The 13,089-nt window shown below is 51.0% G+C and carries 11 protein-coding genes and 2 pseudogenes; 4 read left to right on the forward strand and 9 right to left on the reverse strand.

The window, feature by feature from the left end; all coding sequences use genetic code 11:
• Positions 1-62: 62 nt before the first annotated feature.
• The 4 genes and pseudogenes from IC609_RS00245 (at position 63) to IC609_RS00265 (ending at position 3,645) form a co-directional block, all read left to right on the forward strand.
• Positions 63-437 (forward strand): flagellar protein FlaG, encoded by a 375-nt coding sequence (locus IC609_RS00245; RefSeq protein WP_191817466.1) that lies wholly within the window; start codon positions 63-65, stop codon positions 435-437.
• 159 nt (positions 438-596) lie between these two features.
• A complete protein-coding gene (locus tag IC609_RS00250; protein WP_191817467.1) occupies positions 597-1,448 on the forward strand; it encodes a flagellin N-terminal helical domain-containing protein in 852 nt (283 codons plus the stop codon).
• A gap of 144 nt (positions 1,449-1,592) precedes the next feature.
• Positions 1,593-2,365 (forward strand): annotated as a pseudogene (locus IC609_RS16045) (IS3 family transposase); the annotation flags it as partial.
• A gap of 192 nt (positions 2,366-2,557) precedes the next feature.
• A pseudogene (locus tag IC609_RS00265) lies at positions 2,558-3,645 on the forward strand (IS3 family transposase).
• 65 nt (positions 3,646-3,710) lie between these two features.
• On the opposite strand, the gene pseI reads toward IC609_RS00265, so the two are convergent.
• The 9 genes from pseI to IC609_RS00310 all read right to left on the reverse strand — a co-directional run bounded on the left by pseI (position 3,711) and on the right by IC609_RS00310 (position 13,063).
• Complete coding sequence (pseI, locus tag IC609_RS00270) at positions 3,711-4,757, reverse strand: pseudaminic acid synthase (RefSeq protein WP_191817470.1); 1,047 nt, start codon at positions 4,755-4,757, stop codon at positions 3,711-3,713.
• Positions 4,741-5,436, reverse strand: coding sequence for a WbqC family protein (locus IC609_RS00275; protein WP_191817471.1), 696 nt, complete (start codon positions 5,434-5,436; stop codon positions 4,741-4,743). The genes pseI and IC609_RS00275 overlap by 17 nt, the downstream gene beginning before the upstream one ends.
• A 10-nt stretch (positions 5,437-5,446) precedes the next feature.
• The gene (locus tag IC609_RS00280) at positions 5,447-6,685 is read right to left on the reverse strand and encodes an FAD-dependent oxidoreductase (RefSeq protein ID WP_191817472.1); all 1,239 of its coding nucleotides are present in this window, start codon (positions 6,683-6,685) and stop codon (positions 5,447-5,449) included.
• Positions 6,682-7,293, reverse strand: coding sequence for a class I SAM-dependent methyltransferase (locus IC609_RS00285; protein WP_191817473.1), 612 nt, complete (start codon positions 7,291-7,293; stop codon positions 6,682-6,684). Before IC609_RS00285 ends, IC609_RS00280 begins: the two co-directional genes overlap by 4 nt.
• Positions 7,280-8,275: a UDP-2,4-diacetamido-2,4,6-trideoxy-beta-L-altropyranose hydrolase gene (gene pseG, locus IC609_RS00290; RefSeq protein ID WP_191817474.1), complete on the reverse strand. Its 996-nt coding sequence runs from the start codon at positions 8,273-8,275 to the stop codon at positions 7,280-7,282. The genes IC609_RS00285 and pseG overlap by 14 nt, the downstream gene beginning before the upstream one ends.
• A gap of 20 nt (positions 8,276-8,295) precedes the next feature.
• Positions 8,296-8,976, reverse strand: coding sequence for a pseudaminic acid cytidylyltransferase (gene pseF / locus IC609_RS00295; RefSeq protein WP_333473610.1), 681 nt, complete (start codon positions 8,974-8,976; stop codon positions 8,296-8,298).
• 8 nt (positions 8,977-8,984) lie between these two features.
• On the reverse strand, positions 8,985-10,145 hold the full coding sequence (gene pseC / locus IC609_RS00300) for a UDP-4-amino-4,6-dideoxy-N-acetyl-beta-L-altrosamine transaminase (protein ID WP_191817476.1): 1,161 nt from the start codon (positions 10,143-10,145) through the stop codon (positions 8,985-8,987).
• A 3-nt stretch (positions 10,146-10,148) separates the two neighbouring features.
• On the reverse strand, positions 10,149-11,147 hold the full coding sequence (gene pseB / locus IC609_RS00305) for a UDP-N-acetylglucosamine 4,6-dehydratase (inverting) (protein ID WP_191817477.1): 999 nt from the start codon (positions 11,145-11,147) through the stop codon (positions 10,149-10,151).
• A gap of 167 nt (positions 11,148-11,314) precedes the next feature.
• Positions 11,315-13,063 carry a hypothetical protein gene (locus IC609_RS00310; protein WP_191817478.1) on the reverse strand — a complete coding sequence of 583 codons (1,749 nt, stop codon included), beginning with the start codon at positions 13,061-13,063 and terminating at the stop codon, positions 11,315-11,317.
• Positions 13,064-13,089: the final 26 nt, after the last annotated feature.

Genomic DNA, 13,089 nt, shown 5'->3' on the forward strand with positions numbered 1-13,089 from the left:
ACACCCCTGTGGATGCATCCATTTTGTAGCTCATTCAGGGGTCCATTGCAAAGGACATCATCATGACTACCGATATTGCACGGGTCGCCAACACCCCTCCAAGCCCAGTTGCGCACTTGCGTGAAGCACATGGCATCAAAGCGGGAGCCACTGGCCTGGAGCGCAGCGCCAAAGCCGAGCCCAAACCTGCCATTCAGTTCGACCCAGAAGCGCAACGCAAGAACCTTCAGAAAACCCTGGAGGAGCTGAACAACCAGATGAAACAAACCGGTCGCAACCTGAACTTCAAGATGGACGACGCGCTGAACATGCCCATCGTCACGGTGACCAACTCACAAACGGGCGAGGTTATTCGGCAAATCCCCAATGAGGTGGTCGTTCGTGTGGCTCACAACCTGCAGGACCTCAAAGGCATTCTGCTTAACGAAAAAATCTGAAGGCAGCATCTTTTAAAAAAACTTCTCAAGTTTTTTCTGCCAACGACGATTCATCAACCAACAGAGATTCATATCAGATTTTCTGTAAATCCGGCAGGTCCTACTCCCACCAAGGTTCCTGCCACACCAAAGTGAATTTTCTCTTTCAGGAGTAAGACCATGACTGTTATCAACACCAACGTCAAATCGCTTGTTGCTCAGAACGCCATGAGCGTCAACAACCGCAGCTTGAGCAAAGCCATGGAGCAGTTGTCCACTGGCAAGCGCATCAACAGTGCCGGTGACGACGCCGCAGGTTTGGCCATCAGCAACAAAATGACCGCTCAAATCCGCGGTCTGAACCAGGCTGTGCGCAACGCCAATGACGGGATTTCTTTGCTGCAAACTGCAGACGGCGCAACTCAGGAAATCACCAACATGCTGCAACGCATGCGTGAACTGGCTGTGCAAGCCTCCAACGACACCTACACCGCCGATGACCGTTCAGCCCTGAACAACGAAGTCACTGCACTTCAAGATGAAATCACACGCATTGCAGACAACACCGAGTGGAACGGCATGAAACTCTTCACTGCAGCCAGTGCAGGCAGTGCTGGTGGTATTGGCACCTCGGGCCTGGTCACATTGCAAGTGGGTGTGGATGGCACATCGGCCGACCAGATCACGGTTCAGCTGAATGACCTCGACGCTGCCTCCTTGGGCATCAGCGGTATTTCTTTGACCACGACCTCTGGCGCCACTGCGGCCTTGAGCACCTTGGACGATGCACTTGCCCAGATCGACACAGACCGTGCGACTTTCGGCGCAACAATGAACCGACTGACTTACGCTGTCGACAACCTGTCCAACGTCTCGCAGAATGCACAAGCGTCTCGCAGCCGTGTGTTGGACACTGACTACGCACAATCGACCACTGAGCTGGCACGAGCGCAGATCATTCAGCAAGCAGCGACCGCGATGCTGGCGCAGGCCAATCAGCAACCGCAGAGTGTGTTGTCTTTGCTGCGCTGATATTGACCTCCTGCATGAATCGTCTCTGCGAGATGGTTCATGCTCTGGCAAGCCTAAAAAGCCAAGCGAAAGCTTGGCTTTTTTTTGGTGATGACCCGTCCTGCCAGAGGTTGACACCTTTTCTTGGAAGAAAAGGCAAGTCAAATGGAATCAGGTATCAAGAGGAATCAGAAGGACTACACGCTGGCTTTTAAACTGGCTGTGGTCGAACAAGTAGAAAAAGGCGAGCTGACCTACAAACAAGCGCAGCAACGGTATGGGATCCAGGAACGCTCGACGGTGCTGGTGTGGATGCGCAAGCATGGACGCCAAAGCTGGAGCATTCAGGCATCATCGGCAGCCATGCCCCGAGAAAAAACACCCACATCTCTGACACCCGAGCAACAGATCAAAGCCTTGCAAGTTCAACTCAGGGAGGCCAAGGAGAAGGCCCAGTTGTTCGAGGCGGTGCTGGACGTGCTGAAGAAGGACTACGGGGTGCGTGTCGTAAAAAAGCCTTTGGGCAAGTCCTCTCGCAGCAACTCGTCCAAGGGCTGAGTGTGAAGAGGGCTTGCCGCCATATGGGGGTAAGTCGCCAGGCTTTCTATCAGGGCCAGCGGCGTCACGCCCAGCGTGAGAGTCGAGGCCAGGCGGTGGTGCGGTTGGTGCGAGATTGGCGTGTCAGGCAGCCCCAGCTGGGCACACGCAAGCTGCACCATGTGCTGCGTGATCCTCTGGCGAAGGCGGGCATTGAACTGGGGCGCGATGCGATGTTTGATGTGCTGCGCAACGCTGGAATGCTGGTGCCGCAGCGACGGGCGTATCACAAGACCACAGACAGCCATCACCGGTTTCGCCGCCACCCGAACCTGCTCAAGGCGGGGGAGCAGCAACTGTGCGTTACAGCCAGCGAGCAGGTATGGGTGGCTGACATCACCTGAGGGTGTGCAGGATTTTGTGTAAACGGACAATCCCCCTGGGGCATGAGCCCCACAGTCCGTAATCACAATGATCACCAAGAAACACGAAGTACCCGAAGAACTGCTGTCTGGCCTGTTGGCCAACTACAGGTAATCCTCCCTCAAAACCACCGGAGTGAGAAGTAGAAATTTCTCGAAGAGAATTTCTACATGAAGAAGTCCAAGTTTTCCGACAGCCAGATCATGGATGCGCTCAAGCGCGTTGAGTCTGGCCTACCTGTTCCAGACCTTTGCCGCGAAGTCGGTATCAGCACAGCGACCTTTTACAAGTAGCGCGCCAAGTTCGGCGGCATGGACACATCCATGATGGCCCGCATGAAGGAGCTTGAAGAAGAGAACCGGCGGCTCAAGAAGATGTACATCGAGGAAAAGCTCAAGGCCGAGATCGCTGCCGAGTACCTCGCAAAAAAGTAAGTCGGCCGTCTCGTCGTCGCGAGATGGCCAAAGAAGTTGTGGCCCAGCGTGGCATTAGCATACGACTGGCTTGCCGGGTGTTCACGGTCAGCGAGAGCTGCTACCGGTACGAGGCCAAGCTCAATGCAGAGAACGTCCGGATTGCCGAGTGGTTGCAGCGCCTGACGGACAATAACCGCAGCTGGGGCTTTGGGCTGTGTTACCTGTACCTGCGCAACGTCAAAGGCTTCCAGTGGAACCACAAGCGCGTCTACAGGATCTACCGGGAGCTGGAGCTGAACCTGCGCATCAACCCCCGCAAGCGGCTGGTGCGTGACAAGCCCGAGCCGCTGAGCGTGCCCCAGGCCATCAACGAAGTCTGGTCCATGGACTTCATGCACGACCAGCTCGAGGATGGCAGGAGCTTCAGGCTGTTTAACGTCATTGACGACTTCAACCGCGAAGCCTTGGGCATTGAGATCGACTTCTCGCTGCCCGCAGAGCGGGTGATCCGAGCCCTGCGCCAGATCATTGCCTGGCGTGGCAAGCCGCAGGTCATACGCTGCGACAACGGCCCCGAGTACATCAGTGCAACGATCCAGCGCTGGGCGCATGACTGGGGCATCAAGCTCGAATACATCCAGCCGGGCAAGCCCCAGCAAAACGCCTATGTGGAACGGTTTAACCGGACTGTGCGCTATGAATGGCTGTCACAGCACTACTGGACCGATCTGCAGGAGGTTCAGCTGTTCGCCACCCAGTGGATGTGGAAATACAATCACGACCGCCCAAATATGGCCCTGGGCGGCATCACCCCCAAGCAGCGACTGGCCATGGCTGCATAACCGTTCTACTTCTCGCTTCAGTGAAAAACGGGGGGATTACCATGCACCTTGATTCTAGGGACTATTCAGTCTTTGATATCGCATGGCAAAACAGGGGTTCCTGCGACCACTTCTCGAATCAATGTCCTGCCTATCATTTGATCTAAAAATTTAGGGGATAAACCAAATCCAGGTCGTACGCTGCGAATATCGCCTGCCTTAATCTTTGCACCGCAGGCCAGTGTCTTTGTAAAGTAAAGTGAACGGCGATATTTCACATTGCCTTTTTCGCTCGCTTTTTGACCATAGTCCACTTTCCCCAAGGCCCGCCAAGCTGTTTTTGCGCCATGACACAAAACAGCAAGATCAGCTGGTTCCAATGAGAAACTGTCATCAGGCCCACCACCACTTCGGTCAAGGGTGAAATGTTTTTCAATGATGCTGGCGCCCATGGCCACACTGGTAATGGCCGTGGTGTTGTCCAATGTGTGGTCCGACAGGCCAGTCACCAGACCAAATCGCTCGATCATGTCAGGGATGATGCGCAGGTTGTAGTCTTCTGCAGGTGCAGGGTATCCACTCACACAATGCAAAATCGCCAACTCCTTGCAACCACTTTCTCGGGCCGCATCAATAGCTTCTTGAATTTCTTGCGCATCAGCCATCCCGGTAGAAATGATCATGGGCTTGCCCGTGCTCGCCGCATATCTGATCAGCGGCAGATCCACCGCCTCGAATGAGGCAATTTTATAAGCTGGCGCATTCAGGTCTTCCAGCAAGTCAATCGCAGTAGGGTCAAACGGCGAACTGAACAGGGTGATCCCCACTTTTCGGGCGTGTTCAAAAATAGGTTTGTGCCATTCCCACGGCGTATGCGCTTCATCATACAACTCGTAAAGCGTACGACCATCCCAGAGTCCGCCATGAATTTTGAAGTCTTCGCTGTCGCAATTAAGTGTGATGGTGTCGGGTTTGAAAGTTTGAATCTTGACTGCATCAGCACCCGCCTTCTTGGCCTCTTCAATTAAACGCAAGGCCAATGAAAGTTGTCCATTATGGTTAGCTGACAATTCGGCGATGACATATGGCGACTCATTCGTGCCGATAACCCGGCCATCAATTGTGATTTGCATCGTGAGTTCCTTTTTTGACGTACACACCCGCAAAATCCAGTCCGCAATGTCCAATAACGTCGATCACAGACAGATGAGAAACAAAGTTGAGCGACTTCCCTTGGGGATAGGCGCTGGGGATGAATTCACTTAACTTGAGGTTGACACCGGAGAAGTTTTCGAACTGGTCTTCCTCAAGATATGCACGCGAGCCCATGGGCGAATAGTAAGTATCAGCTTGGACCATTTGGCAAATTTCAGCCAAATGGTGGGAGCGATGGCCGCCACAACCCAAATTCGATGCCCTTAGCGTTTTACACCCGATGTTCAACCAGTTGAAAAAAAGAGAGATCAAAGCAATGTTCAAATCAGCCAAGTTCAGATGTGGCCCCTCGAGCACCTCAGTTAACGGCTCGCGCAATTGAGGGTTTTTCCAAATAGAGGGATATGCCACCTGTATTGAGCGCAAATGCTTCTTCTGCCAGGGTGTATCGCATGAAAGAAGGACATCACGAATCAGCGTTTGCTGCGGAGCCTGCTGCACCGGGACAACCAACAGATGTGCTTGACCATTAGAGAGAATGTTGTTTCGACTCTGCCAAGATCTACGCTCGAACTGCACATCGTCAAGAAACACAAACGTGTCAACTTGACTGGCCAGATGAAAATACCCGCTCCAAGGGAGGTACGTGGGCTGCATGATGGCGCAACTAGGCATAAGTGACCTCAGTTTGTGCTTGCAACAGCTCATCCAATGACGAAAGGATAGAGGTGACTTTTTCCTCTCGGCCATAGTATTGCCAACCACCTGGAACCACACCGTGTGCCAGCATTTCTGGTGTCAGGGTCTCAAAGGCTTGGTGCTCCTCTGGGCTGAAATTGACATATCGAGTTTGTTTCGATACGGAAACCAATTGGTGGCCCTGTCCCAATCCACACAGTTGCATCACTCTTTGCAAATCACGCCAGGCAGCGGCGCTGTCAACCGAATCAAAGGTCTCAGCTGAAAATTTTAAAACACCGCCAAGCTCGTAGATATAGAGCCTTACCACACAAGAACTGCTATCGAACACTTGCCAGTAATAGGGCAACGACACGGGCAACTGGGCATCCTTGCGCAGATCACCAACCAATAATTTCATGGGAATCGGCGGTGTATCCAACCGCGTACCGAACAGGCGGCTGAAAAGTGGCTGTGGATTAGCCGTCCACACCACAGCATCCGCCGGTATCTGGTCCGACCGAGAACTCAGAATCAATTGGTCTCCTTCAAGAGAAGGTTTGACCGGTGACTGGAGCCGAATGGTGACACCTAAATCGAGCATGGCCTGCTCCATTCGAACAAAAAACTCTTTATAGCCTTTTCTTGGCAACCAAGCTTTTTCGGCCATTTGTCCCCGCTGTCGACGAGGTATCGCGAGCAATTCATTCGCGCATTGACTCTCCATCTTCCACTTTGGAATTTCCGGATCATCGGGAAAATGAAGCCTCGAAAGTTGCATCGGAATGAGGCAGCGCCAATCGAGGTGTTCAAGATCTCCGAACGATCGTGCCCAATTGATCAGTCCAGGGGCATGCGCTCCATAGGCGTGAAGTCGCTGTAAAGCGCTACCCTCTATTGAAGATACATCCGATAAATAGACTTTCCCATCGAGTGAGGGCTGGGCACAATCGTTCACAACTCTGATTTGACCATTGCCAAGAGCTGTAACGCTACCGTATTCATGCGAGAACTCAATAAATGCATCGGACCAGCCCAATCGATTCACCGAACCCTCGCGCAAATATTGGCACCCATTGAAATAGAGACCGCCAGCCGCCTCAACATCTCGCAGAACTCCACCCAGGCGCTCTCCAGTTTCCAATAATGTCACCTCATGACCTTCCTGAGCGCCATGGAGTGCAGCCATGCAACCTGTGAAGCCGCCACCGATGACAGCGACTTTCATTGGCCGCTCCGGTAGGCATAGACTGTGAAGTCAAAAGGTACAACCCCCGGTTTCACTTCGTAGTCGTTTCGCAGGGTCACAAATGGCGTGACTTCGCGCTTAAGGAATCCGAACACTTTTTCCGGGTATTCATAAAAAAGGTTAGGCGCCTGAAAGTCAACGTACGCGCTCATCATGTTGAAAGACAGTCCAAGTCTGCACATTGAAAAAAGCTTAGCGACAGTCTCTTGGTAAAACTGGCTGTTATTCGCCATCTTGTTGTTGAAAACACCACCCACAAAAACATAGTCAAATTCGAGGTGCGACAAGCGATCGAATTTTTCGAAAGTTCCTTGTGGGAACTTGCACTGACAGAGTGTCAAAAATTCTTCAACAATGTCAGTGCCGTAGTACTCAAAATTAATACCCTGTGCTTGGAGGTAGCTGCCCAGTTGCCCTGTGCCACAACCAAAATCGAGGATCCGCTTGTTCCTCAAGTCACCAATACCTGCGAGCAATTCAAATCGCCTCTCTTGGCTTTTTTTGCAAGCGTACTGAACAGCTTGGGGTGAGTCACCGTGTTCGGCGAGTAAGCGACGGTAATGGGCGCTGATGTCATCGGTGTTCATGAAATTTCTCCAATAAGTTGGCGACCTGCTTAGCACCAGGACGAAGCGTTTCATTGAGGGGCTTTGGCGCCATGGCGGCCGCCTGATGCAGGGCTTTTTGTAGGCATTCAGAGTCTGACAAATCATCCACTGAAAGTGCTACGCCAGTCCCCATTCGTTGCAGTGCATTGGCGACCTCCGCTTGAACAGGGGTGGAATGAATGTTCACCGCAGGAATACCCAGCAGCGCGAGCTCGTATGACACAAAACCACAGCGCACAACGGCCAGTTTTGCACTGCGGTAAAGAGGGGCTGGATTTCGCAGGTCGCAATACACCTGTCCACCGCTTGAAAGACGCTCCTGCCAGTGCGCCATGGGCAGGTAATCAGATGACACCAAAACCTTCAGCGGATGGCAATCGACACGTTCAAGTAATTTTTCGATCAAAGCTGTGAGCGGCTCACTGTGGTCGCCGCCACCTAAAAACAGCAACGTACCGGATCTATCCTCATCACTCTTTGCGTAGAACTCCGGCCTCGCCAACAAGTTCGACCAACCCATGACTTGGACACATTGCTGGGGCAAAAGATCGGTATAGAGCAGTTGCAAGCGGTTCGGTACATTTTGGTCGACTAAGATGTCGCAGTCATGACGGCGATTGGCCAAGTCGTCAATGACCATGATGTGCGCCGCAAAAGGACGTGCAGCGCTTTCCCAGCCTGCATCAATCCCATAGTGATCGATCACCAGCCAATCGACAGATGCCTCATTGTGGATATAAGCGAGTTCCGCCAAGCCATCGCTTGCTGGGTTGATGTCCTGCAAAACGAGGCCACGTTCCCGCATCAAGCTCTTCAATGGGAGAGGCATAGATTGAGCAAGCACAGTGACAGCGTGTCCTCGCTCAAGCAATTCGACACAAAGCACCATACTGCGCATGAAATGACCGTTACCGAACTGCCCTCCAGCGTCCAAGCGGAAAACAAAGTGCAGACGGTTCATGGACAGCTGATGAGATGTATTCATGACTGTGCTTTCCATGCGCGGAACATCCATTCGGCACGGATCCAGTCTTCAGGGGTATCGATATCTTGAACTCGATGGCGAGGCAAGTAGACTGGGCAAGAGTACTTTGAAAAAACGGGTGTTTGTGCCAGCCATGCAGCCGCTTTCCCCCAATAAAACTGACCTGCATCATGCCAAGCCTCCTCCAAATCTTGCGACCTGGTATGGAAATGATCGGGTTGAAACATTTCAACCCTCTGCTCTGAAGTGATGCGAATGGCCCGTTGGATGGGAAATGCGTAACTGGTCACGCTGAACGCGTAATCTGCGCCGCTGCTATGAAGCTGTGCCAAGCCAGATTGGATGTCTTGCGATTGAATGAATGGAGCGGTCGCGTAAATGCAACAAACATCCACTGCGGGAACACCATTCTCGCCTTGCCAAAGGATCGCATGGGCCATGACGGGTGTGGTTCCCGTTTGATCATCTGACAGTTCGGGCGGTCGGACGAAGGGCACCTCAGCGCCAAAAAATTGAGCAATATCTGCGATTTCTTTATCATCTGTACTCACGAGCACGCGGTCAAAACAGCCGCTTTGCAATGCGGCCTCGATTGACCAAGCGATCATCGGCTTTCCCGCAAAGTGCTTGATGTTTTTTCGGGGAATGCGTTTGCTGCCACCGCGTGCAGGAATCACGGCCAATCTCATGAGCAGATGGCCTCTCGCAATGCATCGACAACGAACGACTGTTCTGCATCGGTCAGATTGACATGCATGGGGATGCTGATGGCTTCGCGGTAATACTGCTCGGCCTCAGGAAAATCACCCAGCTTGAAACCCATTTTTTGGTAGTAGGGTTGAGTGTGCACTGGAATGTAATGCAAGTTAACCATGATGTTTTTGGCGCGAAGGGCTTCAAAAACCTCTCGATGACTGCGTGTCATGCGCTGCAATTGCAATCGAATCACATAAAGGTGGAAAGCGCTGTAGCTGTCTGGATTTTGAGCGGGCAATGTCAGCGGCAGATCTGCCAGCAATTCTTTGTATCGCTTGGCTATGTCGTGGCGTCGCTGAATGTAAGCAGTCAGACGCGTCATTTGACTGGTACCCAGTGCAGCCTGGATATCGGTCATGCGGTAGTTATAGCCCAAGGCCACTTGCTCGTAATACCACGGACCATCCATGGGCCGGGTCATCAATGCAGGATCTCTGGTGATGCCGTGGCTTCGCAACAAACCTAGGCGTGTGGCCAGCTTGGTATCGTTGGTCAAGGCCATACCACCTTCACCTGTGGTGATTATCTTCACTGGGTGAAAACTGAAGACGGTGATATCGCTGTAGCAACCATGGCCAATGGGTTCGCCTTTGTATTGAGCGCCAATGGCGTGTGAGGCATCCTCAATGATTTTGAAGCCGTACTTTTGTCCCAAGGCATGTATAGCGACCATATCGCAAGGCTGACCAGTCAGGTGCACTGGCACCACTATTTTGGGCAGTCTGTTGGCTTTTTGAGCCAGGATTAGTTTGGCCTCCAACTTCTCAGGACAGAGGTTGTAGGTATGCGGGTCAATGTCCACAAAATCCACGTTCGCACCACAGTACAAAGCGCAGTTTGCAGATGCCACAAAAGTGTTGGGGGCGGTCCAGAGCCAATCACCAGGACCGAGCTCCATTGCCAAGCAAGCGATGTGGAGTGCAGCAGTGGCATTACTCACAGCAAAAGCATACATGGCACCTGTATGCCTGATCACGCTTTGCTCAAATTGCTCTATAGCGGGTCCTTGCGTCAGATTTACGGATTTGAGTACCGCGACCACAGCGTCTATGTCGGTTTGGGTCACTTCCTGACGGCCATAGGGAATCATCACTCAAATGCTCCCGATTTTTTCTTTGTTGGCAACCATCCAATCCTGCAATTGCTCTTCACTCATCCATTCGGAATTGTTGTCACTTGCATACACAAAACCTTCAGGCACTTTGATACCGGTTTGGATACGCTTCGGACAGTTAGCCCAGCCATTGATGGTGGGCAGAATTTTGAAATGCTCTGGGTACTCATATGTGTAGTGCGCATCTTCGGCACTGATCATCTGTTCATGCAGTTTTTCACCAGGACGAATGCCGACCACTTCCTGGCGGGCTTCAGGTGCAACCACACGAGCGAGATCTGTGACCTTCATTGAAGGTATCTTCTTCACGTAAATTTCACCGCCAACCATGTCTTCAAAAGCGTGCCAAACCAGCTCTACGCCCTCTTCCAGAGAGATCATGAAGCGCGTCATTCGATCGTCTGTAATGGGCAACACACCTTTGTCTTTGATGGACATGAAAAAGGGAATCACGGAACCACGCGATCCCATGACGTTGCCGTATCGAACCACCGAAAAACGAGTTGTTTTCCCACCGGAGTAAGAATTACCCGCGACAAACATTTTGTCTGAGGCCAATTTGGTGGCGCCATACAAATTGATGGGACTGCTGGCTTTATCCGTTGACAGGGCCACCACCTTTTTGACACCCTTGTCGATACAGACATCGATCAAGTTCATGGCACCTATCACATTGGTCTTGACGCACTCAAAAGGGTTGTATTCGGCCGTTGGGACAATTTTGGTTGCGGCAGCATGCACAACAAAATCGACGCCATCCAGCGCACGATGCAATCTGTCTTTGTCTCGTACGTCACCAATGAAAAACCGGACGCGTTCATCCCCATGGAACTTCTTGGCCATGTCCCATTGCTTCATTTCATCGCGTGAAAAGACGATGATTTTCTTAGGGTTGTATTTGGCCAAGGTCATCGGCAGGAAGGTGTTTCCGAACGAACCTGTGCCACCGGTCACAAGAATGGTTGAGTTGCGCAGCATAGAAACCTTGCTTGAAGTGAATACATCAAAAAATTGACACCATCACAAAAAGCATGATTTGTGCCAATTTTTTTGAGCAGTTATCACTTACCAAGAAGCTAACCCATCAAGGCGCCTCTCTCTGAGCAGGTTTTGCTCCATAAATCAACACCACACTAGTCGGTGCATCAATTTGTGAGCCTGCTTTCGCGCAACGCAAGCAACTTAGCGAACTGTGTCAATCGCAATTGATCAAGCTGATTTTTGTCTGAAAGCACTTGCGCTATCAGCTCCAGACCCTGCTCAGGTGAAAAACTCTCCAAGATATTTCCATCAAGCAAAGTTGAGCTGATAAATGGACGATTTGCAATCAAAATGACCGCGCACCCCAGTTCAAGGGCTTCCCACAAAGCAGAAGAAGGGTCATCAATGGCAATGACCAACTCCGTATTTCTAAGCAAAACATCCAATGGCTCTTGAATACCTTTTTGACACAACTCACGGTCAAGCTCAAGCAAATGACAGAATGCATCCAACGGGGTTTGATCGCCTGGCTTCAATCTGTATGCCAACTCACAACCTTCATTTGAGCAAATTTCCACTATGTCAGTCAGTGTTTTTTTAAAAAAACTCAGGCCAGTATTGAGAGCCGTCCATCGGTGAATACCATTGAATAGAACCACCACCTTCTGAGGCCTTGGTGCACTCCACAAATCCATCGTGCTGTCTAGATTGAGCTCTGTTGGCAAATAAACAGGGATATTCACCGCTCCTCGATGAGACATGGAAGGCTGGGGTTGCCAGTATTCAGTTATGACCGTGCAAGGCCCTTCACTGGCCTGATTGATCACATGGCTGTGGGGCAACATATAACAAGGGGACGAAGCATCCTGCGCGGCAGAAAAAAGCGAACCATTGATACCGCCATCAAGATTACTGACAATCAAAGCATCCATTTTTTTGATAGAACACAAGTGAGCCATACCCAGGAACGTCAAACACTGAAAAAGATGCCGTTGCTTGATTTGCTGGATTTGATGCTGGTAAAGATCCAAACGTTCCATTTGATCGCCCAGTATTTCCTGCATCACTTCATCTGTGGAGGCGGTCATGCCTTCAACCATCGCCATCAACGCTTGCTGCATCGATGGGCTCAGGTTTTCATAAGCGGACTGAACCGAAACTCTGTCCTTGAAACCAGTGCCGTCTGGGATGACGTTCCAAAATGGTGGCGAGAGCATCCATGTCTTGGTGGTAACGCCCAGTTTTTTAATCAAATGCAATAATTTTTTCTGATCCGACTTATAAAAAAGACCGCTTGGCGAAATCACAACGTTAGAATCCGATTCCTGCCATTTTTGCGAAACGTCAGCAGACCAATAATTCGGAATTTGACTGTAAACTGTTGGCGCATAAGTCGAAATCAGTTGAGATAGTGGCAAATAAATCGTCTCAGTCTGAAATCCCGCGCGCTGAAGTTTATCTTGAATAATGGCGGTCAACAAACCACCAGGAAAATGGTAATCACCTACGCCCACGCGCTGCAGCATCAACAATGGGACTGATTTGGATAGGTTCTCAACAGCCAATGCTGCGGTTTTTTGGGCAGAAGAAAACAAAGTCAGTTGTGTCAGGTTGTGCTGATGATTCCAATAGGCATGCTCATTGAAGCCCATCGAATTTCGCTGCTCAATGAAGGACTCTTCCAAACACTGCAATTTAGAATACACGTATCGGTGCTCATCTGCAGAAAATGTTCCAGTTGCTTGCAACCAAGTTGGCATTTGAGCGTGTGGGAGTTGCAGCTGAAGACACCTGTCCAGTGCATCAATGGATAAACAAAGCCAATTCGCCTCTTTCGCTAACCAAGGAAACTTCGCAATACCAGCAGTGATCTCATCCGGAAAAATAACCAATACTGTTTTACGCGTGGTCATGAATATCCCTGAAGTTCGGATGAAAT

The sequence above is a fragment of the Limnohabitans radicicola genome (genome assembly GCF_014837235.1).
Taxonomy (GTDB): Bacteria; Pseudomonadota; Gammaproteobacteria; order Burkholderiales; family Burkholderiaceae_C; genus Limnohabitans_A; species Limnohabitans_A radicicola.